Here is a 25,583-nt window from a genome sequence, read left to right on the forward strand (position 1 = left end):
CCTTCTGTTACTTGCTCTTGGAATAATCTCGAACACGCGGCTTGATCAGTGAAACGTCGACCTCTTCATACGAAATTTGTGGTCCTTCCGGTGTCCAATCTGCAATCGTCGTTTTCAGATAATCTTCATCGTTGCGATCCGGGAAGTCCGGCTTGTAATGGGCCCCGCGGCTTTCGTTGCGCAGTAGCGCCCCTTTGGTCATCGCTTCAGCCAGTTCCATCATATTCCACAACTGCCGTGTAAACGCCGCACCCGCATTATTCCAGCGCGAAGCGTCATTAATGTTAATGTTCGAGTAACGTTCCTTCAGCTCCTTGATCTTGTGAATCGTAGCTTCCAGCTTGTCATTATAACGAACCACGGTCATATTGTTCGTCATCCACTCACCCAGCTCTTTGTGAAGAACATAGGCATTTTCTTTTCCGTCCATATGCAAAATGCGCTCATACTTCTCCGTCTGCTGATTGACTGCGGCATCAAATACCGAAGAAGCTACATCCTGTGCAGACTTTTTCAAGCCCTTGATATATTCCACAGCCTTTGGTCCAGCCACCATCCCGCCATAAATGGCCGACAGCAGTGAGTTTGCACCCAAGCGGTTCGCTCCGTGATACTGGAATTCACATTCACCAGCTGCGAACAGACCCGGTATATTTGTCATTTGGTTGTAATCGACCCACATGCCGCCCATTGAATAGTGAACAGCCGGGAATATTTTCATTGGGATTTTACGCGGATCGTCGCCGACAAATTTTTCATAAATCTCAATAATGCCGCCCAGCTTTACATCCAGCTCTTTCGGGTCCTTGTGAGACAGATCCAGATAGACCATGTTCTCGCCGTTAATACCCAGTCCATCATCAACGCATACGCTGAATATTTCACGTGTCGCAATGTCGCGAGGGACCAGATTTCCATAAGCCGGATATTTTTCTTCAAGGAAATACCATGGCTTTCCGTCTTTATACGTCCAAATGCGACCGCCCTCTCCCCGTGCCGACTCGGACATGAGACGCAGCTTGTCGTCACCAGGTATAGCCGTTGGATGAATCTGTATAAACTCACCGTTCGCATAGCGAACGCCTTGCTGATACACTGCACCGGCAGCCGTGCCGGTATTAATGACGGAATTTGTGGTTTTACCGAAAATAATCCCGGGACCACCAGATGCCAGAATAACGGCATCCGCTGCAAAAGTCTTCACTTCCATCGTACGCAAATCTTGCCCACAAATCCCTCGACAGATGCCTTCATCATCCAGTACAGCCTGTAAAAACTCCCAGTTTTCGTACTTGGTCACCAAACCAGCAGATTCCCAGCGTCGTACCTGCTCATCGAGAGCATACAGGAGCTGCTGTCCTGTCGTCGCACCAGCAAAGGCTGTGCGATGATGCTGGGTACCGCCAAAACGGCGGAAATCCAGCAGTCCTTCTGGTGTCCGATTGAACATAACCCCCATACGATCCATGAGATGGATGATTCCCGGAGCCGCTTCGCACATCGCTTTTACCGGCGGCTGGTTTGCCAGAAAGTCACCGCCATAGACTGAATCGTCAAAGTGAATCCAGGGTGAGTCTCCCTCACCTTTGGTATTTACCGCACCGTTAATGCCACCTTGCGCACAAACGGAGTGGGATCTTTTGACCGGAACCAAAGAAAATAAATGAACGTGGACTCCCGCCTCTGCCGCCTTGATCGTAGCCATTAGACCTGCCAGACCGCCGCCCACGACAATAATATTGGATGCTGCCATTTCTGCTCACTCCTTCTTTTCAGGATTTGTACTAAATCCCCTTTTACCATTCAAAATAGAATCTCAACACGATGTATAATTTAAATAACTCGTTTACAGTATCTGTTTAAAAGCGCTGCAATGCACCAAGGCTGTTGCCGTTTCTTGGAATTCCGCGCTACGGAATGCAAGCAGGGAAGCAACGAAGCCGATCGACACCACCACGAACAGGGTCATACAGATATAGGAAGATACTTTTTGGGCACGTGGTCCCACGGTAATCCCCCAACTGACCATAAATGCCCACAGTCCATTAGCAAAGTGAAATGATGCCGAAACGACACTGATTAAATACAAAATAAAATAGACTGGGTTCGTCACTATGCCATGCATTACGCCGCCTAGCTCCTCATGAGTGACATTACCCAGGGCCACCTGAAAGCGTGTGTCGTATACGTGCCAGATAATAAATACAAACGTAATGACGCCGGAAATACGCTGGAACAAAAAGCGCCAGTTACGCGAATAGCCAAACCTTTTAACATTCGGATCAGCCTGATAAGCGATATACAAGCCATAGATTCCGTGGAACAGTAATGGCAAGTAGATGAATAACGTTTCTAACACAATAACCAGCGGCAAACCATTCAGGAAGGCCACGCTGCGATTAAAACCTTCCTTACCGCCCTCCACCGCTGTGAAGTTCGTCACCAAATGCTCAACAAAAAATAGAGCCAACGGAATGACGCCAAGAAGCGAATGCAGCTTTCTGGAATAAAATCCTCTCATCTAGGTCATGCTCCCTTCTCCCAATAATAGCGTTTTCAATAGTAATATAACATATAAAATGACAGTTCCCGACAGGGAATGTTCAACAAGGTGTCCCTTATAAGGAAAAACAAAAGTGTGAACATCTTGTGTCGCTTTCATGTTACTCCTTTTCGGCTTATAATGGAATTGCAATATACGTATTAATTATTATGTCTTTTTTGCATATAGAGAGGAAGTGGAAGATTTGTTTGAGGATTTGAACGCTTTTGCCGTCGTTGTCGAGCAGTCCAGCCTGAATAAAGCCTCCAAACTGCTGAATTTGTCCCAACCCGCCCTGTCTCGCAAAATTGCCAAGCTGGAGGAAGAGCTGGGTGTCCATCTCTTTGATCGTCGGGGCAAACGGCTCGAAATTACATCGACTGGCCGATTTGTATATACTTTCGCGCTGGAGCAACGGCAACGTCAGCTTCGCTTCTTACAAAAGCTGTCACAGCACAAAAATGAAGCCCAGAGCATGCTTACTCTGGGCGCAAGTCTTACGACACTCCAAACGACGTTGCCTACCCTCGTCGAGGCTTTCATGAGCAAGCATCCTCAGACTGAGCTAAAGCTGCTCACCGGCAAAACGCATGAAATCGTCGCCTTTGTACGCGACAAAAAAGCAGACGCCGGCGTGGTCGGGTCTGCCATTCATGAAGCTGGATTACGCTGCATTCCGTTATTTGACGATCATTTGGAGCTAGTCGTCCCCATCGGACATGAATTAACTGTCAAGGCAGGAACGGCTTCAATGAAGGACCTGCAAGGATTGCCGATGATCATTTTCTCTAAAGGAACCTGGTACCGCAGCCTGACGGATGACTTGTTCCAGCGCAGCGGCATTATGCCGGATATCCGCATGGAAATCGACTCCTTCGAGGCGATTGTACGCCTGCTTCCAACCTGCAAGGCATCCGCTTTGCTGCCCAAATCCTACTTGCGCAGCGAACTGCTGCGAGATAATGGACTTACTGCATTGTACTTGCCTGATTTGAAGGAGACACGCCGAACGACCTCCCTCATATACTCAGAAACGGCCGATCTCGGCCCGACAGCACGACGCTGGATTAGCGAGACACGTGCATCGTTTGCAGGCTACCGTATGGTGTAGAGAATTTAACCCTCTTCATTGACATTAACGACCTCATCCTCAAAGCGGCCGATATTGTCATTGGAGCCGATAATGACCATAATATCGTCTGCTTTCAGCCGATCCATAGCTGTCGGCGCGATCAAGATACCATTCGCCGTATGAAGTGCCACGATGCTGCAACCAAAGCGGGTACGAGCATTTAATTCTGCTAACGTTTTGCCATTCAGACATGCAGGCACATTGAGTTCCACAATGCTGTATTCCTTGGACAGCTCCAAATAATCGAGCAGATTAGGCGTGACCAGCTGATGCGCTACCCGAATACCCATATCTCGTTCCGGATAAATGACTCGGTCCACCCCAAGCTTCTCTAACGCACGCCCATGCAGTACAGATATAGCTTTGGCTACGACTTTTCTCACACCCAGCTCCTTCAGCAAAATGGCGGTCAGGATGCTTACCTGAATATCATCACCAATTGCAACAATGCCGCAATCGAAATTACGGATGCCCAGTGACCGCAACGCATCCTCATCTGTAGCGTCCGCCACGACAGTATGTGTCAGGATCTCACTCATACTGTCTACAACATCCTCATTCCGATCAATGCCAAGCACCTCGCACCCCATATCCACCAATTGCAAAGCCAGGCTTGAGCCAAACCGTCCCAGGCCAATGACTACAAACTGCTGCGTTTTCATATCTACTCGAAAACTCCCTTACCCTATAATTATTTTACCTTCTGGATGACGATACAATTCCTTACCCTTTTTCGGTCCCAGTGCATAAGCTAGCGTGAGTGGACCCAGCCTGCCTGCAAACATCGTCAGAGTAATCACCAGCTTGCCTACAACTGACAAATCAGGTGTAAGCCCCATAGACAGCCCTACTGTACCAAATGCAGACACTGTCTCGAACAAGATCATTAGAAAATGATGATCTTCGGTTGCGGACAGAATCATCGTCACCCCAATCACGAACAGCAGCCCCAGCAAGGTAATGGTCAAAGCCTTATAAATTCGTGCCTGCGCAAGTCGGTACCGAAACAGCACAATATCTTCCCGTCCCCGCAGCATCGAAAACACCGCTCCAATGAGCAGGGCAAATGTAGTGGTCTTAATCCCGCCCCCAGTGGAGCCAGGCGAAGCTCCAATAAACATAAGTATGATGATAAAAAACTGCGTAGCCTGCCGCAAGCCTGCAATGTCCAGCGTGTTGGCACCTGCGGTACGTGGAGTAACGGACTGGAATAAAGAACCCAGCAGTTTACCACCCCAATCAAGCGAGCCAAGCGTCTTTGGATTCGTAAACTCAAATACAAAAATGACGAGCGTCCCGACGACAATCAGAGCAGCTGTCATGCTGAGTACCACCTTGGTATGTAAGGATAGTCTCTTACGCTTACGATAATCTGCCAGGTCTGACATCACTACAAAACCAATACCACCCGAAATAATGAGAAACATGGCTGTAAAATTAACAATCGGATCATATACATAACCTGTCAGGCTGCGAAATTCACCGAATAAATCAAAACCAGCATTATTAAACATGGAAATGGCATGCCAAATTCCAAAATAAATCGCCCTGCCGACAGGCATATCAAATGACCAGCGAATCGAAAAAATAGCTGCACATACGCCCTCAATCATCAGCGAGTACCATAGCACCTTGCGGATCAATCCAACAATTCCTTCGACAGAGGTCTGATTCATCGCTTCTTGCAAAATAAGGCGCTCCCGCAAGGAAATGCGACGTTTGAACACCAGCGCGATCAAGGTAGCCATGGTCATAAAGCCAAGACCACCGATCTGGATCAGCGCAACGATAACGATTTGACCAAAGGTTGTAAAAAAGAGCCCTGTATCCTTAACGACAAGTCCGGTTACACAGGTCGCGGATGCGGCAGTAAACAAAGCGTCTATAAACGCAAGTGGTTTTCCTGTTGTATTAGAGATGGGCAGCATTAACAATAAACTACCTATTAGAATGATAATGGCAAAGCCTGCAACGAATATCTGCGGTGGAGAAAGCCGAAGCCAGCGTGCATTGGGATTCATCTATTCATCACTTCTCTCCTAATCCTTAAAACTATAAAAACAGTGACTTAATACGGTGTAAGCCCGCTACGCGTTCCATTTATCTTCCGATCGTCGTTGCCCCTGATTTTTTTGATTTTCCAAACCTTAAGTAGCTATAATTAGCATTCCCTGAATACAGGAAGAATGCATGTCAAACACTACTCGGCTCCCTGTGCTATTGGCGAGCAGCAGCGAAGGGGGCAGAATTGTTCTGAAGAAGCGAAGCGTTTGCCTTTATCTCCGGATTTTAACCATTAAAGGGTTTATACAATCAAAAAAATCCGGGGATAACTGCAATTGGAAGAATAATCTGAACCCGCAGCGGTCTAACCAATCCAAACACTTTTATACACACAAAAAAAGACACCGGAAAACCGAGTGCCTGACTTGGTTCCTGCCCACAGCCTACGAGGTTAGCTGACGGATTCGGACAGCACAGTATGCCCTATTTACACTTCCGGTCCATCAGGATCGGCTGTAAAATTCACCCCAGTAACATGGTTCCCCCGTTTTCTCATAGAAATTCGGCTTAAATGTATATCATTACCCATATATTTCATAGGCATTGCCTCAAGATTATAATCCTTCTCTATCCAGATCACAAAACCGATTTCGCCGAAAAAACGTGAAATTGGCTTTAATTCGCGAATAGACATCGATTAATCACAGCTTATCTAATTTTATTAAAACTTTAAAGTGCTTTCACTCTATTTTCATGAATATCGCTGGTCTGTTGGCGGGAACCTGTGCAGTATGATATCTTTAATGGATGTTCTTATTTACAGATTAAGGAGGAAACTCATGAATCCTATCGGGAAACCGGTCGTGCTCACGGCCAACTTCAAAAAATTAGGCTTGCTGGGCGGGGTTGGCCTGATTTGCTTTTTTATCTTTCAATTGCTTATTCCCTCAATTAGCAATCCAAGTCCGGAATCATTGATGAATGCAAAGGTCATCAGCAAACAAGAAGCGGTCATACACGCCCTGGACTTTGCCCGTTCCGAGCTGGGCTATACGGAATCACAGCCAGAGAAGCCCGTCGTAACCTATCAGGCTGAAACAGATTTGTACGGTTATTTATCCAGAGAAAAATTGGTTCAAGAGTACGATCGTACATGGAAAAAAAATTATCCTTATGAAACCTTTCGGGTTGATTTGCCTGACTCCTCAGCGAAGGGCAAGCTGCAAATCCATGTGGATTTATCCACTGGGAAGGTCGTTAGCTTTAAACGGATCACCTCCAGCACCAATTACACACAGGCTGATGTTTCTACAGATGAACAAGCACGAAGCAGACTTGTACGTGTAGCTGAGGGTGACATGACGCTCGAAGCCAAGGAACAGGCTGCAGCAATATGGATCAAACGCTTTGGCTTTAAGCCATCTGAATTGAAGCTCGCGACCACTGAGGGGGAAGGTGGATTAAAATATACCGTGGACGAAAAGAAAATCGGCGCCTCGGTACTTACGCTGGCTTTTACTTTTGAAGACGGGGATGTTCGCTCGTTTACCCAAAGCTTTTCGGCCCCTTCGTCCTATACCGACTATGTTAAAAAGCAAACATACTGGGCGAATTGGATGACTTATGCGGGTTATGCCCTATTTAGCTTTGTCCTGGGCGTACTTGCCATTGTGTATGCGTCACTCACTCGACGACATACTTCATTTGTTCGTGGTATTATTCTGTCCATTGTATACTTTATTGCTAGTATAGCTGGGACAATGAACATGCTACCTTTATTGCAAGCTGAAGCAGGCAGTAAGGGCATGCTTTTATTTCTTATGGTATTCCAGGTTGGTGTTACCTTCTTCATGGCTGTAGCTATCTATTTCTCCTTGGTAGGCGGTGACGGGCTTATGCGTCAGGTTGGACTAAATGCATGGCCACGTGCTAAAGAGCCAGGCTACGGACTGTATGTGCTTCGCAGTATGTATGTCGGTTACTTGTGGGCCTTCATTTTACTGGGCGTACAATCCATTTTGTTCTTTGTATTGGAGCGCACATTTAATACGTTCTCCACTACAGACGCCACGCAGTCCCCTTACAATATGGCTTATCCATGGCTATTGCCGATTATGGCTTGGATGGCAGGTATTGGAGAAGAAACTGTTTACCGTCTATTTGGTATTCCGATGGTAAAAAAAATAGTCAAGAATACGTTTGTTGCTTGTCTGATCACTACGCTTATTTGGGCACTGGGACATACGCTTTATCCGATCTATCCGGTGATTTCCAGACCTATTGAGCTGACTTTTCTTGGTTTGCTGTTTAGTTTCGTGTTCTTGCGTTACGGCTTTATCGCTGCTATGTTCAGCCACGTTATTTTTGACAGCATATTAATGGGACTTAGTGTGATAAGTCTGGGAGACACCGTGAATGTGAGCGCCGGCCTATTCTGGATCTTACTTCCGGCTATTGTAGGCTACATCATTTACTGGTTTAGTCCCAAAAAGCCTAATCGAATCATGTTTGAACCCATGAAAAAAGAGGAGCCGTATTCTACGACTCCTCCTCCCGAAGGGCAGCTATAATTTGACGAGCAAGCTTATCCCCAATAGAGAGAGGCCGGAAGTCTTCGACGCTGGCCTCTCTTATTTTTTTGAGCGATCCAAAATGCTTGAGCAGCAACTTACGCCGTTTCTCGCCGATGCCTGGAATGGAGTCCAACTGGGAAGTTACCATAGATTTGCCGCGCTGCTCGCGGTGGAACGTAATGGCAAAACGGTGAACCTCGTCCTGGATCCGTTGCAGCAGATAAAATTCCTCGCTATTGCGTGCAAGTGTCACGGCCTCAAATGTTTCTCCCATCAGTAGTTGGGAAGTTCTGTGTTTGGCATCCTTCACCAAACCACACACAGGTATAAACAAACCCAACTCATTTTCCAATACATCGGTTGCCGCTTTAATTTGTCCACGCCCACCATCGACAATGATCAAGTCGGGACGTTCAAGATTTTCCTTCAGCACACGTTCATATCGACGCCGAATAACCTCACGCATCGTCTCATAATCATCTGGTCCCTGCACAGAACGGATCTTGTATTTTCGATACTCCTTCTTGGCAGGCTTGCCATCAATAAAGACGATCATAGCCGAGACTGGATCAGAACCCTGAATGTTGGAATTATCGAACGCCTCTACCCGATGCAGACTATCCAGCCCAATGGCACGTCCCAGATTGCTTGCAGCTTTGGATGTCCGTTCCTCATCCCGCTCGATCAGCTTAAACTTCTCATCCAGAGCAACACGTGCATTTTCCGTCGCCATACCCGTCATTTGCTTTTTCAGCCCACGCTGTGGCACAAGTACTTTTACATCCAACCATTCAGCCAGAGCGAGAGCTGCCGTAGATGGGTCCTCCAGTCCACCGGATAGTTGAGTTTCTGTTTCTGTTTCTGTTTCCCCGGTTTCTTGGTCACCAACTTGAGCTTGATTCGTTCCTTCTGCATAAGCTGCTCGTGCTTCAGCTACCCGCAGTGGGTCAGCAGAACGGTCTGACTCCGTTTGTACTGCTTCCTCATCTGTAATCCCGGTAGTCTCAGCTGTAGTTGCACTGTAAAGCTCAGTTTCTGTTGCAATCGGTTGATCAACATCAGCCGATTTTGCTTTCATCAGCTTAGGAGAATCCGGCAACAATATCTCCTGCGGTACTGCCGGGTTGTCACTGTAATATTGCGTCACATAGGACATAAAATCACTGTAAGCTTCACCGTAGAAAGGGAAAGTCGACATATGGCGCTCGATCATTTTACCCTTACGGACATATAGAATCTGTACACACATCCAGCCCTTATCTACCGAAAATCCGAATACATCCCGGTCCTTCGCATCAGATGTGGTGATTTTCTGCTTTTCCATCATCGCGTCGATGCTAATAATCTGATCCCGCAGCTCCTTGGCACGCTCAAAGTACAATTCCTCTGCGGCCTCCTGCATTTTACGTTGGAGATCCTTTTTAATTTCCTCATGTCCTCCACTCAAAAAGGAACCAATCTCCTGACTGATCTGGTCATATGTTTCCTTCTCAACCTCTTTCACACAAGGTCCCAAGCACTGATGCATGTGATAATACAGACACACTTCTTTTGGCATCACACCGCACTTGCGCAGCGGATACATACGATCCAGCAGCTTTTTCGTCTGATGTGCCGCGTAGGAATTAGGGTACGGTCCAAAATATTTCGCTTTATCTTTCAGAACGCGACGGGTTACCTCCAGCTTGGGGTGTGCCTCGTTCGTAATTTTCAAGTACGGAAAGGTTTTATCATCCTTCAACAGCACGTTATAACGCGGCTGGTGCTTTTTAATAAGGTTGCACTCCAGAATGAGCGCCTCCATATTACTGCCTGTAACGATATATTCAAAATCACGAATATCGGCAACCAGTCGTTGCGTCTTGCCGTTATGGCTACCTGTAAAATAGGAACGGACCCGGTTTTTCAACACTTTGGCCTTGCCGACATAAATGATGGTGCCTTCACTGTTCTTCATCAGATAACAGCCTGATGCATCCGGCAGTAATGCTAATTTGTGCCGTATATTCTCCAGCGCCTTCTCCTGGTTCTGCAAGTCCTCCGCATAGGATTTCATTCGCCCGGTTCCTCCTTCCATTCTTAATGACTGCTCAACTAATACTTATATTATATAGGAATAATGCACAAAAACGCCCCCGGTATATATAACCGGAGGCATTGACTGTTCATGGCGCTCCACCAAGCCCCCGCAGGAGCATGGGTCACATTCCATGATTATTGGTGTTTAGTAAGCATGCTTTTCAATGCTTCTTTAGAGTTCAAGCCTACCACTTTATCAACAGGCTGTCCGTCTTTGAAGACGATCAGGGTAGGAATACTCATCACGCCGAAACGGGAAGCAGACTCTGGATTTTCATCCACGTTCACCTTCGCGATTTTGACACTATCGCCAACTTCTGTGGACAGATCCTCCAGAATTGGAGCGATCATTTTGCAAGGACCGCACCATGGCGCCCAAAAATCAACCAAAACGGTTCCTGTGCCTTCGACTTCTGCGTTGAAGGATTGATCGGACACGTTAACAATTGCCATTGTATGTTCCTCCTTTATAGAAAAGTCAACATTATTATAACCTGTAATGTCTGTTTCGACACCTTTTAATTATATCACAATAGTCTTTTAATTGTAAGATATCAAAAGAGTAGGCAGATGACCGCTTATCCTCGCTGATTTTTCCCCTTGACGGTAATGACATCTACAAAAGGACGAATCCGGTCCATCAAGCGTTGTCCCTTGTACATTTCCTCTCCGTCTTTGCTTGTAAAGCTAAGATGCTTCTCTAGCCCTTGCAGCGAGTAATTGGAAGTATAAAAGGTCGGTTTGCGGTTCATTCGGTAATTCAAAATAGAGCCCATTACATGGTCCCGTACCCATGGACTCAAATTTTCAGCACCAATATCGTCAAATACAAGTAGATCACAATTTTTAAGCATTTCAGTCGTTTCCTTGAGCTTCTGTCCATCCTGAATCATGGATTTTAAGTCCTCAACAAAATCAGGCATGTACACAATCACACCGTTGAAACCCGACAGAGCCAATTCGTGCAACAGATAGCCCATCAAAAAGGTTTTTCCCGTACCAAACGTACCTTCCAGGTACAGCCCTTTTTTTAATAAACCCTGACTTTTGGTTTCCTCAATATAGCGGAATACCTGATTTACTGCAGGCACGCGTTGCAAATCCTTGCGCGCAATTTCAACGGCATTATAGCCTTCCAACAGCGCGCGCTCATCTACATAAAAGCTTTTAATTCGCTCGCGCACCCGTTGTTCATGCTGAGAAGCAACCAGCTTGGCGCACGGGGTCCGAATGTCCACCATTTCCGCTGTTCCATTTGGGTACTCCACGCCCAGCTTGCAAAAGTGACCCTGAAAATCGTTAGGACACCGTTCCAGTCCCGGACAGTTGTCGCAATTTCGACGATCCCGGGTATACTGAAAGAGCATACTCATATTAAGCCGCAATTGCGTTTCGTCCACATCAGGATGGGCAGCACAAAATTCCTTCACCAGCGGATCATTTAGAACCTGATCGGCTACGCTGCGAGTGCGTTGGCGAAACGAAGGGTTCTGCATCTGCTGTAGCAAATCACCGAGTGATTCCAAGGACACTCCTCCTTTCTAAAATGTGCAGAGTTATGGAGCGGGAGAGACGCTCCGCTGCCGACCGCCATAAAGTCGACACATTATTGAATTGGCTTCCACTACACCTTTTTCTGTTTACCGGATTGCAATCGTTCGGCCAGGCGAAGCAGTTCATCCAGTTCTTCCTCGGATACGGATTCCTCGGAAGGTTGATCTTGTACGATCGGAATAGACGGCTTGGCAGGCCCATTGTTTTTGGCATACGTGCGGGATCTGCCTCCGGAAGAAGAAGCAGTAGACTGTTTTCCTTTTACCTTGGCTTGATCCCTTATATATTGAACGGCTTTTTCGTAAGTGTTTACCTGCTTTAGCAGCATGTTGGAGGCAACGGCCTCGACAAAGTTGCGGTTAATCCGTTGATCGCTCCCCGATACGAGCAGTGACATTAAATAATGGATCAGCACATTGATGACTTCACCAGGCAGCTTATAGCTGATATCTATCTTCTCGAATATATCCAGCAGGTTACCGGGAACCGTGCCAGGGAAAAAAGTTTGCAGCAAACGGCGATAAGGCTCGTTGCGCAGCATCATATTATATTGGTGAATGTCACACTTGGCTGTGAATTGTGGTGGTACCTCTACATAAAACTCCATTTCCACAGCCTGTTCTGCAGGCGGCTCTTCAGGTGTGGAAGTTTCCCTCTGGCGCAAGGCAACCACCTTGGCGGCCTGCACCTGCTGTTCCTCCTGACGCTTCCGTTCCTGCCTGGAGTGCTGGCTAGCCCGAAGCTGAAGCTCGTCGAGCAATAAGTCACCTGCTTCGGTAAAAATGCCGTCCTCATCCAGCAAGCGGCTAATATCCTGTACAGAGAGATCAAATTTACGTACCACGTAATTGACCATACCTAATTGCTCGTGTTCAAATCGAAGACGCTCCACGTGCTTGCGATTGGCGGATTCACGCGGAAAACGAAGAATAATATCGGCATAGTTCAATGCTTCCTCCGATTCGGACGCTAATGCTCCAGTCTGACGGCTCGTGGACACCTCGGACAGCGCCTGTTCCAGCTCATAATCGATAACATGGGTGTTCAGCTCAAACAGCTCATAAAACGGAACCGAAATATTCTCTTTATTATGGGAAGATTGCGACCATTCGCTAGATTCCCTGCTCCACAACGATTCTCTCAGAGAAAGCACTGCAAACTTACCGATTTTGTCTCTCAACAAAAGGGTGAGGTGCTGCGTTCTGAAAAATTCAGCAGGTGCGAGCGGTGGCTGCATCTCATATTCATACATATAATCGTCCGTTTCAGGCGCATACAGCCTGGACGTCTGCAACAGACCGACAGCCTCCAGCTTGGAGGTCTGTTCAATCAAATACTTGCGTCCCTTCTCACTTGGCTCCAGTCCCAGTGTCAGAAAAAGTCGACGTTGCTGTTCCAACGGCGAATAACCGATCTGTCCGACTGGCACATGCTGGAACAACAGTCGATATAGACTGACCGCAAATGCGCCTACCATCGGCTGATAGACACTTCCCAGCATCAATTCATCCAGTGCGCTCAAGCCAAATTCCCGATAAACGCAGTAGCGGTGGTTCTCAGTATAGTGCAGCAGGTTTTTCATCCGCATTCCGACATTCTTCCTTTCCTGACATAACGTTCTCCAAGATGTTTTACTATTCTATCATACTTGCCCTCGGGTGGGACCAACAAAATAAGGGCAATTGTCCTCCTTTTTGGCAGCCGTATTCGTCCGAGTTCTTCTTTTTTCGAGAATACTAACTATTTTATGACTTTTGTGACCTGCATCATGGAAAAAATAATATTCTTCACACTTCTTTCATTGGTGAAAAGCTCCAAATTGAGCTACAATATAATGGTTAAACATCACGTATTGGATACAGGAACGATATACGGAAGTACACATATTTCGGCTAAGCCGATTACATTTACAGATCGTAAAGGAGTGTAGATCGTGAATCAACATCAACCTCAACAAACCCCAGCAACACCCAACGAAGTAACCTCCACACTGGAAGGCTGGTATGCGCTTCACGATTTCCGGTCCATCAACTGGACGGCTTGGAAAACCGCAGACGATGAAGAGCGCGCGGGAGCACTGGACGAGCTTCAAGAGTTTATGAAGGAATGGAGCGTTACCGAGGAAGCAGGCCTGGGCAGCTCGGCTGTCTATACTATAGTCGGACAAAAGGCTGATTTTGTTATGCTGCACCTGCGTGAAACGCTGGAAGACCTCAATAAACTGGAAAATGAGTTCAACAAAACAACCTTCGCCAAATATACGACCAAAACTTATTCTTATGTAAGTGTGGTCGAACTGAGTAATTATTTGAGCAAGGAAGAAGATCCAATGCAAAATCCACAAATTGTCGCACGCCTGAAACCTGTATTAAACAAGGCTCGTTATATTTGTTTCTATCCAATGAACAAGAAACGTGATCTGGATGACAACTGGTACATGCTTTCGATGGACGAACGTCGCACCTTGATGCGCAGCCACGGTTTAATTGGGCGCAGCTATGCTGGCAAAGTAAAGCAAATCATCTCAGGTTCCATCGGCTTCGATGATTGGGAATGGGGCGTAACCCTGTTCTCCGACGACGCACTTCAGTTCAAGAAGCTAATCTACGAAATGCGTTTTGATGAAGTCAGTGCCCGTTACGGTGAATTCGGCTCCTTCTATGTCGGCAGCGTGTTGAATGAAGAGACATTTGAAGACATGTTGAAGCTGTAAAGCCACAACCGTCAGTACCATATCGCAGCATACAATTAAGGATTCCGCGAACTCCCACTTTCGGGACGACGGAATCCTTTTTTTTATAAGACCTAAAGCTATAATAGAAGAGAAAAGGCCCCTCACGGGTGCCTGATTAAATCGTATTCTTTATGAATGCCAGGTCATAGCCAAGGAATGATATCTCCGATTATTGCAGCACAGGCTCGACCCCTACAGCTGCATCCTCGCTTTTTGCTAGCTTTCTTTTCTCCAGAGCAATCAGAATAAAGATCAGAAGCAGCAAACCACTTAGTAAGATCAAAAAGCCTCCCAACTCGGGAATAAAATATTTTAAGCTCCCACCTTTGAAGCCCATACCTCTCAAAAACTTGAAATGCCAGGTCAATGGAAGAATATTACTAATATATTGCAGCGATGTAGGCAGCATAGCTACTGGCAATTGAGCACCGCTCAGCAAGAACGAAGGCAATATAATCAGCAAGAGACGCGGAGAGGCTTTTCCTGGGTTCGCCGCATTCCACCCCAAAGCCATCGCAAACAAGCTCAGACTAATCGTGTACAGTAGAAACGGAATACTGATCTGCCATACATTCGCTTCAAACCGAAGTCCGCCAATCTGCTTGAGCAAACCAATGGACAAGTAAAAGGACACACATCCTACTAACGCATACGGTAGCACCCTTAGAATCAAACCGTACGAATGCTGAAGCTCCTCTTTTAATCTTCCTTGCTCCCGCAATCGCGGGACAATTGTCAGTACAGTAGCACCAATCAGTGAAATCATGACCGTATTAATGAACCCCATAACCGAGGTCATTAAAGTAGCATTGGTGGGATTATACAGCATACGCTGCTGAAGCAGCATATTGGAAGTAAGCCCTGTAACCTGGCTGTCACTCATTCCCATCCCCTTTAATCCACTACCAGCCAGCATCGCATTTTCCGTTGTCATGATCTCTGTGACTGCCGAGCGTAGATTTCCAGTAGCCTGACCTACCGTATTATCTACATAAAAACCGATGTTGCTCTGAACTCCTTTAATCCTATTTTCCTCCAACCCAGCTGGAAGGTAAATCACCGCAAAAAACTTTTCATTATATAAAAGTAAATTCGGATCGGCTTCATTCTCTTGCACATGGCGTACATCAATATACTGCGATGCATCCAATTTATTAATAAGCTGTCGGCTATAACTGCTATGATCTAAATCGACTACAGCTACAGAGGCACCGTTAAGCTGATTATTTTTAAAAACAAATCCAAAGGCTACAGCTACTACGATAGGAACGAGCAGCATGATAAAAACCATCTTGCCGCTGATCATCAGCTTCCATTCTTCTATAAACGCCTTCATTTCGTCACAACCTCTACCGTCATTCCAGGCAATAATTCAGATGTTCGCTGGACATCCACCCGCACTTGGAAGGAGCTTATATCCGACAGACCTTTGTCCCGACTCATTCTCATGTTGGTATACTGAGGGGCAGAAGTAATGTACCTCACCTTGCCTTGGACATCTTTATCTAAAGCTACAACGTGCGAAGTCACATTTCCCCCAGCTTTAAACTGTGATATGGAATCCTCGCCCACATAAATATCGTAGTATAGCTGATTGGTTTCAATAACGGCGCCCGTTGCCCCCGTAGAAACGATCTCTCCCATTTTAGGTACAATACGCGACACCTTACCATCTGTGGATGCCTTCAGCACCATACGTCCACGCTGCAATTCCAAAGTTTTGAGTTGAACACTCAATGCCTGCTTTTGTTGAGCCAGAAGATCCACATTGTATTCGCTATTCTTAACATCTTTTCGTGTTTGCGAGGTTTGAGTCAAGGCTTCCTTGGCCTTTTCTGTTTTGATACGAGCCTGCTGGCGTTCCTCAGCAGTTGCACCCGCCTCCATTTTATCCAAAGCGGTTTGCTGCTGAGCGATCCCATTTTTAGCAATGTCTGATTGTTTGCTAGCCGCTATAATCTGGTTTTTGGCAATTTCAACCTGATCTTTAGCTGTATCTAACGCGATTTGGGCATTATCCAGTTGGTTTTTGGCGTTATCCAGTTCTGCTTTGGTTCCAGCTCCAGCATCATATAACGCTTTGATACGGTTGTAATTCACATTAGCCAAGTCCAGAGCATGTTGTCTGGATGATACTGTTTTTTGCGCGATTTCCGCATTCCTTTTGGCTGTCTCTACTCCTGTCAGAGCTGCGTCCAACGATTGCTGTGCTGCTTCAATAGCCAGCTTTTGTCTTAGGATATCCTCCGCACGTGTTCCTTGATTTAATAAGGACTCTCCTGCTTGCGCGGCTTGAATGTCCAATTGTCCCTGTTTTTCTGAAGTTGAAATTTTCTCCGACTGATTTTGCAGCCCGTCTTTAGCCTGTTTTATTTTCACATCAGCCTGTGCGATATCCGTTTTTAATTTCTCAATTTGCAAATCAAGGTCTACAGGATCGAGGGTCATGAGCACATCCCCTTTTTTCACCTGTTGTTCTTCCTTCACCTCAATCGTGTTTACTTTTCCCCCTACGCCCTGAAAAGCAACATTTACGGTATCTGCCGTAAGCAGTGTGTTTTTTTGTTGGGCTGCCATACTTACAGCATCCTTGCCGCTCATTGCCATCAGCGTACCTCCAGTACCTAATGCAACAACAAGTAGCACGTACACAATGATCTTTTTATTCATTGCAATAAACTCTCCTTCATGTTGATTTAGCCAATGGAGTTAAAAAATAATAGTCAAAAACAAATAAGGAACCTGATAGTACGACATCTAACTATTTAAGCCGGGAAATTTGATTATTCCCGTTTTATCCGTTCAAGTCCTGAAGAAAACTTATTTAATAACGTAGCAAATAGAATATGATCTTCCTTTGTAAATTCATTCATTAAATCCGAAAAAAGCTGGATGAACATCGGAATTTTTTCCGTCATTAACTGTTTTCCTTCATCAGTCAAGGAGATCGCGGTCATACGTCGATCCGTCAGCGTACTTCTTCGGATGATGCCGTCCCGTTCCAGCTTATCAATTACGCTGGTTACTGTTGAACGAGTAACCCCTGAATATTCAGCCAGCTCTGATGGAGTCAATGCACGTTCATGTAAAAACAATGGCATTAAAATTTTCAGGTTGCCTACAGATAGCCCATATTCCGAGAGTCTGGAAGACACTCCATTGTACACTTCATGTGCTGCCTGCACGAAAAGTACCCACGTATTCAACGATTGGGAGTCCACATTTGGAAACTTTTCAGTCAATAAATGTATTCTACTGGGATCGGCATTGATTTTAAAATCAGAATTCAATGTGAAGCTCCCCCTCTGTAATTAGTAATCATACTATACGACGTCAAATAGTTATGAGTCAATATCTTTTTTTGTTCATTGAAATAAAAAAGGTCTCCAAGCTCCTTTTTAGGAGTCATGGAAACCTTTTTGCCTTAGAAAAACCGTCCTTTTTTCAGTACCAGTGGAATGCCGCCAATGATGAACAGATAGCGTAGATCTACGATCTTTTTCAACTGTGCGGCCACCCAGCCTTTGATTTTGCGTTTACCTACTACGGCGACGGCTTCGCCCTTTCCAAGAGATGCAACTGTACCCTTATTGGAGAATACGAACTTGTGCAGCTCCTTTTTGCGGAGCGTAGCGGCCAGATTCTTGGCACAAAGCACTCCTTGCTGCATTGCAATTTGGGCAGTCGGTGGATAAGGGCGGCCTTCGGGATTAAACATCAGAGAACTGTCCCCGATAATGAAAATATCATCGTGACCCGGTGCACGCAGAAAATCGTCGACTTTCACCCTTCCACGCACCACTTCGAATCCGGCTTTCTCGATCAAACCGTTCCCACGGATCCCACCCGTCCAGACGACCGTGCAGGCTTCAATTTTCTCACCCTCACCAACGATTACACCATCCTGCAGGCATTCCTTAATCGGAACTCCAATACGGAAGTTAACCCCTTTACGTTTGAGGACATCCATCGCATACTCCACCAGTTCAGGATCAAACCCTGGTAATGCTGTAGGAGCTGCCTCAACGTTAATGATTTGAATTCGATTAAAATCGATGTCGTAAGCTTTAGCCAGCTGTGGCAGACGATCCGCCAACTCCGCTACAAACTCAATGCCACTAAAACCAGCGCCCCCTACGACGAAATTTAGGCGACCTGGTTTACCATCATTTTTATATAGGGCCAACTGATATTCAATATGCTCTCGAATCAGGCGCACAGAGTTAATACTGCGAATCGTCAGCGCGAATTGATCCATCCCTGGAATACCGAATGTTTCCGGCTCCCCACCTAGTCCGATAACCAAATAATCGTAGGATAGCGAGCCATCCTCCAGCACGATTTTTTTCTCCGTTGGTATGATTTCCTTAACTGTTCCTTTGACTAAATCCACCTTGAACTCATCGATTAGCTGCGCAATCGGAATCCTCGAATGCTCAATCGTATCCGTTCCTGCCGCAGGCATGTGAAGATGAGTCGTAATATAGTGGTAATCATGACGGTTGATTAGCGTGACAGTTGCCTCATTGTGCTTGAGCTCCTTTTGCAATTGCTGAGCCGTCAATATTCCGCCATATCCAGCGCCCACAATGACAATTTTGGGAATACTGCTCATGCTTCTACCCCTTCCGATATACATAATCATTCAATATTCACAACTTTTCTCTCAACACGGTTAATTTATACTCACAGGAAAGTCTTCATCAAATATTAATCGCTTTAACTTTGCAAGAGGAACCCAGCAGTTTATAATGATAAGCAGTGAATCATACGTTCGGCGGCTATCTGAACCTCTATGCGGCTGATTCAATATCTACAATTCATACTATCCCTTTCGGAGGTGTTTTTAGAGTGACAGCTCAATCCACAGGTGCGGAGATCCGCGATCTGATCATAATCGGAGGCGGTCCAGCCGGTATTTTCGCCGCTTTTTACGGAGGAATGCGTCAGGCATCCGTCACCTTAATTGAAAGTATGCCCCAACTGGGCGGCCAGCTTGCAGCCCTTTATCCTGAAAAATATATTTATGACGTTGCTGGCTTTCCTAAAGTGACTGCACAGGAACTGGTCAACAATTTGGTTCAACAAATGAACCATTTTAATCCAGAGGTGCAGCTAGAAGAGAAAGTTGTATCGTTAGAGAAGAAAGAAGAACGCCACTTCATCGTCAAAACAGACAAAGGTGGCGAGTATCATGGTAAAGCGGTTATCATTACCGCTGGCGTGGGTGCTTTCGAGCCGCGCAGACTGGAGCTTCCAGGTGCCGATCGTTTTGAAAAAACGAACCTGCATTACTTTGTCAGCGACCTGAGCAAATTTGCAGGCCGTAAGGTGCTAATCAGTGGCGGCGGTGACTCTGCTGTAGACTGGGCCCTTATGCTGGAACCGATTGCAGAACAGGTTACATTGATTCACCGCCGTGACAAATTCCGCGCGCATGAACACAGTGTCGAAAACCTCCTCGCTTCCAAAGTAAACGTTATTACACCAACGGAAATTGCAGAATTGCATGGGGAAGATACGATTACGAAGGTCACTCTTGCTCATGTAAAAACCAAAGAAACTCAGGAAATCGAAGTGGACGATGTCATTGTTAACTTTGGATTTGTATCCACACTTGGCCCGATTGCTGAATGGGGAATTGAAATCGAAAGTAACTCCATCGTGGTCGATTCTCGTCAGGAGACGAATATTCCTGGCATTTTCGCTGCAGGAGACATCACCACCTATCCAGGCAAGCTCAAGCTGATCGCGGTTGGTTTTGGTGAAGCCCCTACGGCAGTCAACAACGCCAAGGTCTATGTAGATCCAGACGCCAAGTTGTCTCCCGGTCACAGCAGTAACATGAAAATGTAGTTAATTTAGACTATGACAAAAAAGGGTATTTTACTCCAGGTTTGAATCTCTGGAGTGAAATACCCTTTTTTACGGTGTGCCTATTCGTTGCAGTGATTGTCCGTAAAGTCATCCGAACCCTGAATGACTTTACAGTCGCAGTACGAGAGCTTGTCCGGTCTAATGAAGGACTACGGCTGTATTCATCTCTAGATTTCTTTTGTGAATTTCAGCCAGCAACAGTGCAATGAAGTCACATTCAAGTTTAAGCTCGATTGCCATCTGATAGGAATCCAAAAGCATTTCATCCGTCAGCATAGCCATCCTCGACACAACCTTTCCTTTTATTTCAAAATCTATTCTATCAAAATACCAAAAACGGAACAAGCGTTCTGTTATCCACAGTCAATTGTGGAAATCCTGTGTATAAATTGTTGGTAAGTGTCGTTAACCCTTATATGTGACAGGGGATAATGTGGACAATATTTATACACAGAATTTTGGCGATTAAACGCAAAAAAAATTTTTTTTATGTTTATACAAATATATTATATTTAGCATCTTGTTAATAGATTATAATGGTAACTTTTTGAAAAAAACATGAATTTATTGAGGTCTTGTGTTTACCTCTAAAATCCATATCCGTCCATTCCAATCAAGCCCGTAATCAAATCCCAGTTGTCCGATCCCGGGAAATCTCCTTTCGAGTATAGGAATACAGTGCTGTGTAAGTTCAACGATCTCCCGCCGCTTTCGTATAGCTAGCCGTCGCGGATATATCATCCGAAGTGCCTCGGTTCCCTTCAACAAAGTTCCTCCTTTGCACAAATTCGTTATGACCAGTCCGGGGCGAGCATGACGCGCCACCACTGCACGAAACTCCCATTTTCCCCCTTCCTTTACGACTTTGACTCGATAGTCAACAGGTCTACCTTGGATACTTGCTAGTTGAATACCTTGCTGAATGAGATACGGACGTTGGATTCGGAGCTTATCGATTCCGACTACAAGCGCACTAAAATGGCTGAACCGATGTGTTTGTTCCATACGCGTACAGGTATAGCCCCTCCCCTCCTTTGCCACGCGCATGACTCCGCCCCCTCCGCCTCCTTTTACGGGTTTTATAAATACAAAAGCATGCCGCCGCAGCATCATGCGCAATTGTTCTTCACTATATAGACAGGTTTCCGGTATATAAACGGCGGTATGTGGATGATGGAGGAGGGCCTTCGTCTTTAGCCATTTGCTTGCAAGTTGTCTCATCTAATTCTCTCCTTTCGCCGTCAGGTATACTTATACATACTCAATAGGGGTGTGCTATTCTTGGATGTTTGTCAGGATCATGTGTCTATTTCGACAAGATCATGGTGAACGGTAGCATGCACCGGACAACACTGGTACAATGACAATAATCTGAATACCATTTAGAACGGAGCAGTTGAATTTGCTGGCAAATGGTTTCTTTCAACAAGGAGGTCAACTCATGAATAGCAAAATTGGCATCATGGACATTGGCTCAAACTCTATACGTCTCGTGATCTATGAAATGACAGAGACAGGAGCTTATCGAATTGTGCAGGAATGCAAAGAAGCTGCCCGGCTGAGCGAAAAGGTTGGGGCCAACGGTCGTATGGAACGAGAAGCAATACGCAGCATCGCTCCATTGTTACGCCAATTTATGGAAGTGTGCCGTATGCACGGGGTTGTCCGAATGCGTGCAGCAGCAACAGCGGCCATCCGCAATGCGGCGAATTCGGACGAAATCGTTCAATGGATTGCGGAAGAGACAGATCTAACATTGGAAATACTGAGCGGGGAGCAAGAGGGCTATGCCGGTTTTCTGGGCGTAGTGAATACAATGAATGTGAGTGACGGAATTATTATTGACATCGGGGGCGGCAGTACCGAAATTACGCTGTTCCGTGATCGGACACGACTGCATACAGTTTCATTTCCCTTTGGCGCAGTCAATATGAATTGGCGCTTTGGACGTGAGGTCAAGAATGGCGAATGGTCTCCTGGACAGATTGAGGAAATGGAGAGCTTTGTCCGTTCTTCACTGCAAAACCATGATTGGATCTTCTCCAATCCGGGTCTGCCGTTTATCGGGTTGGGTGGAACTCTCCGTACTTTGGCTAAAATCAATCAGAAACGTCGGGATTACTCGCTTCCTGTGACACACCATTACGAAATGACAATAGAAGATGTCGATTATTTCTATAGTAGTCTGCCTCATCTGCCCTATGAAAAACGCAAAAAAACAGCCGGCCTGTCCAAAGACAGAGCCGACATTATCGTACCGGGGCTCATTATATTGAAAACGATCTTTGAAGCTGCTCAAGGCTCCGCGTATTTGGTCAGTGGAGCGGGTCTGCGAGACGGCCTGTTTCATGAGCTAGTCAACGCTGAGCAACCTGTGGTGGCTAACCCGCTCATCGCGTCCATTCGCAATATCCTGTCGTTTGCTGTCCCGGTTAGCGAAGCGCATGTCAAGCGGGTTAACGAGTACGCCGTCCGGCTCTATGACACTTTAGCTGAGGGAACCTCAATCGCTATGGACAAACGCTTGTTACTAACTGCAGCAACTCTTTACAAAACAGGCGCAGCCTTGAATTACTATCATTTCCGCCAGCATTCCGTGTTCTGGATCTTGCACGCAGGCATTGGCGGTTTATCTCACCGGGAAACGGTGCTAGCCGCGCTGATCGCTGATTACCACCCCAAAAATCGGACCCCCCGCTTGCTGCGTACACATGCAGATATTTTGGAGCCTTCCGACGAAGAACGTGTACATCGGCTCGGCTCGCTGCTCCAGCTAGCAATCGGCATGGATCGTAGCGAATCCGGCATCATCACCAGCATCCATCCCACAACAGGAGACGATGCGCTGCATATTCGTCTGGAAAGCAGGAGTGAACCGATTCTGGAACAACGAGATCTGGTGGCTGTCGCAAAAGATTTCCAAAAGGCCTGGAATCTTACGTTGTCGTGGTCCATTCTTCCTTCTTCCAGTTTTTAACCTTCATCGCTTCGAATTGGCTCCTAATGGGAGCCTCTTCGTTGTTTCTTGCTACAAATTGATAGCTACCATTAGTTAAAAGCTGGCGCGCCTTTACATTATCTTTCAAGGATAAACGTAAAATATCCACCAGCATTTCTTTGATTCGGTCGTCATAAATCGGGCACATCAGCTCAATCCGGCGAGTCAGATTGCGAGTCATCCAATCGGCGCTGGATAAGAATAGCTCCGAATGACCTGCATTTTCAAAGTAGAACAGTCTGGAATGCTCCAAGAAACGGTCGACAATGCTGATAACCCGAATGTTCTCGCTAAAGCCCTCCACGCCAGGGCGTAAACAGCAGACCCCTCGAATGATTAAATCAATCTTTACACCTGCTTGAGAAGCCGCATATAGTTCATCAATCATTTCCTGATTGGATAAAGAATTAATTTTGGCAATAATACGGGCTGGCTTGCCTGCAAGTGCGTGCTCCGCTTCCCTGCGGATCAGCTCAAACAGCTTATTTTTCATTCCCGTCGGGGCTACGGTGAAAGCTTGCGGAGTCTTGAGCGCCGAGAAACCCGTGATTTCATTAAACAGCTCAGAGGCATCCTCACCCAGCACCGGATCCGCAGTGAATAACCCGATATCCGTATATACACGAGCTGTGCTTTCATTGTAGTTGCCAGTTCCCACATGCACGTATCGTTTGAGCACATTACGTTCATGGCGTACTATTAGAATAATTTTGGCGTGCGTCTTCAAGCCGACCAACCCGTAGACTACATGACAGCCAGCTTTTTCAAGCGTACGCGCCCAAGCAATATTACGTTCTTCGTCAAAACGTGCCTTCAGCTCGACCACTACCGTCACCTGCTTACCCGATTCGGCTGCACGTGCCAGAGCCGGAATGAGCTTCGATTCTCCATTGACACGATACAGGGTCATCTTAATGGCCATTACATCCGGGTCCTCCGATGCCTCAATGATAAAATCAGTTACCGCATCGAATGATTCATACGGATGGTACACGAGCACGTCCCGTTTGCGAAGTACGTTAAAGATATCCTCTTGCGGAGGCAGTTCTTCCGGATACAATGGTTTGATTGCCGGAAACTTCAGATGCGAATACCCCTCCAAATGATCGGCAAAAGACGATAAAAACGTCAGATCTAACGGCCCGTCGATCTCAAATACATGATCGAACAGCTTGAATTCGCGTTGAAGCTCCATCAGAGCAAACGGGTTAATCCCTTTCTCCACTTCCAGTCTGACCGGTGCTCCCCGCCGTCTTCGACGCAGCTCTTTTTCAATCTCTTCGAGCAAATCTTCGATCTCTTCTTCATTAATGGACAAATCAGAGTTACGCGTAACCCGAAAGGCATGAACCGCCTCGGGGATATATCCGGAAAACAGCGTTTGTATATGATGCTTAATCAGTTCCTCAATTAAAATAAATGATTTCTTCTTGCTATTCGAACGTAACGGTACCGAAACAACACGCGGAATATTGGAAGGCACCTGCACAATGGCAAAAAGCGGCTTATCCTCCTCCGTATCTCCCGGACGTCTCAAGACAACTGCCAAATATACGTATTTATTGTGAACTAGTGGAAAAGGACGGCTCTGATCGACCGCCATCGGTGTGAGCACCGGAAATATAATTTCATGAAAATATGCATCCAGCGACTTGCGCTGTGTCGTATTTAAGTCATTATATTCAAGTAGCAAAAGACCTTTTTTCGTCAATAGGCGAGAAATATCACGATAGGTTCGATATTGCTCGGATACCATCGAGACGGTACGCTTGATCAGCCGCTTGTACAAACCGGAGGGGGTATATCCCGTAAAATCCTTTTGCATAAAACCAGCCTTGATCTTCTCGCGCGTCTCTGCAACACGAACAGCCATAAACTCATCCAAATTGCTGGACACAATTGCTAAGAATTTGGCTCTCTCCAGCAACGGTGTATCTGAATCTTGAGCCTCCTGGAGCACACGGCGATTAAATTCAATCCAGCTTAAATCTCGGTTAAAGTAACGTTCTGACCCGGCTTTATCCTTCTTCTGACTCTCTATCAACATATGGCCTCCATCAATTTCATGCAGTATAGTTACCCTTTATTGT

20 protein-coding genes and 1 riboswitch are annotated in these 25,583 nt (G+C 46.2%); of the genes, 5 read left to right on the forward strand and 15 right to left on the reverse strand.

All coding sequences use genetic code 11. From position 1 onward, the window contains the following. Positions 1 to 7: 7 nt before the first annotated feature. Both sdhA and PPM_RS21175 read right to left on the reverse strand, forming a co-directional pair. On the reverse strand, positions 8 to 1,753 hold the full coding sequence (gene sdhA, locus PPM_RS21170) for a succinate dehydrogenase flavoprotein subunit (protein WP_013372871.1): 1,746 nt from the start codon (positions 1,751 to 1,753) through the stop codon (positions 8 to 10). Positions 1,754 to 1,846: 93 nt separating this feature from the next. Beyond that, positions 1,847 to 2,521 (reverse strand): succinate dehydrogenase cytochrome b558 subunit, encoded by a 675-nt coding sequence (locus PPM_RS21175; RefSeq protein WP_013372872.1) that lies wholly within the window; start codon positions 2,519 to 2,521, stop codon positions 1,847 to 1,849. 226 nt (positions 2,522 to 2,747) lie between these two features. Between PPM_RS21175 and PPM_RS21180 the strand changes: the two genes are divergently transcribed. Beyond that, on the forward strand, positions 2,748 to 3,653 hold the full coding sequence (locus tag PPM_RS21180) for a LysR family transcriptional regulator (RefSeq protein ID WP_013372874.1): 906 nt from the start codon (positions 2,748 to 2,750) through the stop codon (positions 3,651 to 3,653). Positions 3,654 to 3,658: 5 nt separating this feature from the next. Here PPM_RS21180 and PPM_RS21185 read toward each other — a convergent pair whose 3' ends face one another. Then, a complete protein-coding gene (locus PPM_RS21185) occupies positions 3,659 to 4,336 on the reverse strand; it encodes a potassium channel family protein (RefSeq protein ID WP_013372875.1) in 678 nt (225 codons plus the stop codon). A gap of 18 nt (positions 4,337 to 4,354) precedes the next feature. After that, positions 4,355 to 5,695: a TrkH family potassium uptake protein gene (locus PPM_RS21190; RefSeq protein ID WP_013372876.1), complete on the reverse strand. Its 1,341-nt coding sequence runs from the start codon at positions 5,693 to 5,695 to the stop codon at positions 4,355 to 4,357. Positions 5,696 to 6,103: 408 nt separating this feature from the next. After that, positions 6,104 to 6,256: riboswitch (cyclic di-AMP (ydaO/yuaA leader) on the reverse strand. A gap of 261 nt (positions 6,257 to 6,517) precedes the next feature. Here PPM_RS21190 and PPM_RS21200 point away from each other — a divergent pair. Then, positions 6,518 to 8,248 (forward strand): CPBP family intramembrane glutamic endopeptidase, encoded by a 1,731-nt coding sequence (locus PPM_RS21200; protein ID WP_013372878.1) that lies wholly within the window; start codon positions 6,518 to 6,520, stop codon positions 8,246 to 8,248. Here the strand turns inward: PPM_RS21200 and uvrC are convergent. The 4 genes from uvrC to PPM_RS21220 all read right to left on the reverse strand — a co-directional run bounded on the left by uvrC (position 8,217) and on the right by PPM_RS21220 (position 13,472). Further along, the gene (gene uvrC, locus PPM_RS21205) at positions 8,217 to 10,307 is read right to left on the reverse strand and encodes an excinuclease ABC subunit UvrC (protein WP_013372879.1); all 2,091 of its coding nucleotides are present in this window, start codon (positions 10,305 to 10,307) and stop codon (positions 8,217 to 8,219) included. The two genes, PPM_RS21200 and uvrC, sit on opposite strands and share 32 nt — an antisense overlap. Positions 10,308 to 10,465: 158 nt before the next feature. Further along, positions 10,466 to 10,783 carry a thioredoxin gene (trxA, locus tag PPM_RS21210; protein ID WP_010347861.1) on the reverse strand — a complete coding sequence of 106 codons (318 nt, stop codon included), beginning with the start codon at positions 10,781 to 10,783 and terminating at the stop codon, positions 10,466 to 10,468. Positions 10,784 to 10,908: 125 nt separating this feature from the next. Next, positions 10,909 to 11,856, reverse strand: a complete 948-nt coding sequence (gene dnaI / locus PPM_RS21215) for a primosomal protein DnaI (protein WP_013372880.1) — start codon at positions 11,854 to 11,856, stop codon at positions 10,909 to 10,911. Positions 11,857 to 11,954: 98 nt separating this feature from the next. After that, the gene (locus PPM_RS21220) at positions 11,955 to 13,472 is read right to left on the reverse strand and encodes a DnaD domain protein (protein WP_013372881.1); all 1,518 of its coding nucleotides are present in this window, start codon (positions 13,470 to 13,472) and stop codon (positions 11,955 to 11,957) included. Positions 13,473 to 13,817: 345 nt separating this feature from the next. On the opposite strand from PPM_RS21220, the gene hemQ reads away from it, so the two are divergent. After that, positions 13,818 to 14,597 (forward strand): hydrogen peroxide-dependent heme synthase, encoded by a 780-nt coding sequence (hemQ, locus tag PPM_RS21225; RefSeq protein WP_013372883.1) that lies wholly within the window; start codon positions 13,818 to 13,820, stop codon positions 14,595 to 14,597. A gap of 190 nt (positions 14,598 to 14,787) precedes the next feature. Here the strand turns inward: hemQ and PPM_RS21230 are convergent, their stop codons facing one another. The 4 genes from PPM_RS21230 to PPM_RS21245 all read right to left on the reverse strand — a co-directional run bounded on the left by PPM_RS21230 (position 14,788) and on the right by PPM_RS21245 (position 19,233). Next, positions 14,788 to 15,954, reverse strand: a complete 1,167-nt coding sequence (locus PPM_RS21230) for an ABC transporter permease (protein WP_013372884.1) — start codon at positions 15,952 to 15,954, stop codon at positions 14,788 to 14,790. After that, complete coding sequence (locus tag PPM_RS21235) at positions 15,951 to 17,288, reverse strand: HlyD family secretion protein (RefSeq protein ID WP_013372885.1); 1,338 nt, start codon at positions 17,286 to 17,288, stop codon at positions 15,951 to 15,953. Before PPM_RS21235 ends, PPM_RS21230 begins: the two co-directional genes overlap by 4 nt. 113 nt (positions 17,289 to 17,401) lie before the next feature. Continuing rightward, positions 17,402 to 17,908: a MarR family winged helix-turn-helix transcriptional regulator gene (locus PPM_RS21240; protein ID WP_013372886.1), complete on the reverse strand. Its 507-nt coding sequence runs from the start codon at positions 17,906 to 17,908 to the stop codon at positions 17,402 to 17,404. Between the two features lie 134 nt (positions 17,909 to 18,042). Further along, a complete protein-coding gene (locus tag PPM_RS21245; protein WP_013372888.1) occupies positions 18,043 to 19,233 on the reverse strand; it encodes an NAD(P)/FAD-dependent oxidoreductase in 1,191 nt (396 codons plus the stop codon). Positions 19,234 to 19,469: 236 nt separating this feature from the next. On the opposite strand from PPM_RS21245, the gene PPM_RS21250 reads away from it, so the two are divergent. After that, complete coding sequence (locus PPM_RS21250; protein ID WP_013372889.1) at positions 19,470 to 20,474, forward strand: NAD(P)/FAD-dependent oxidoreductase; 1,005 nt, start codon at positions 19,470 to 19,472, stop codon at positions 20,472 to 20,474. Positions 20,475 to 20,633: 159 nt separating this feature from the next. Here the strand turns inward: PPM_RS21250 and PPM_RS21255 are convergent, their stop codons facing one another. Beyond that, on the reverse strand, positions 20,634 to 20,777 hold the full coding sequence (locus tag PPM_RS21255) for a sporulation histidine kinase inhibitor Sda (RefSeq protein WP_007431918.1): 144 nt from the start codon (positions 20,775 to 20,777) through the stop codon (positions 20,634 to 20,636). A 282-nt stretch (positions 20,778 to 21,059) separates the two neighbouring features. Next, entirely contained in the window at positions 21,060 to 21,716 is a 657-nt protein-coding gene (locus PPM_RS21260; protein ID WP_013372891.1) for a YheC/YheD family protein, read from the reverse strand. A 220-nt stretch (positions 21,717 to 21,936) separates the two neighbouring features. Here PPM_RS21260 and PPM_RS21265 point away from each other — a divergent pair, with 220 nt between their 5' ends. Next, entirely contained in the window at positions 21,937 to 23,472 is a 1,536-nt protein-coding gene (locus tag PPM_RS21265) for a Ppx/GppA phosphatase family protein (protein ID WP_013372892.1), read from the forward strand. Here the strand turns inward: PPM_RS21265 and ppk1 are convergent. Next, positions 23,432 to 25,540, reverse strand: coding sequence for a polyphosphate kinase 1 (ppk1, locus tag PPM_RS21270; protein ID WP_013372893.1), 2,109 nt, complete (start codon positions 25,538 to 25,540; stop codon positions 23,432 to 23,434). The genes PPM_RS21265 and ppk1 overlap by 41 nt on opposite strands. Positions 25,541 to 25,583: the final 43 nt, after the last annotated feature.

The organism is Paenibacillus polymyxa M1, from assembly GCF_000237325.1.
In the GTDB taxonomy this organism is placed as follows: domain Bacteria; phylum Bacillota; class Bacilli; order Paenibacillales; family Paenibacillaceae; genus Paenibacillus; species Paenibacillus polymyxa_C.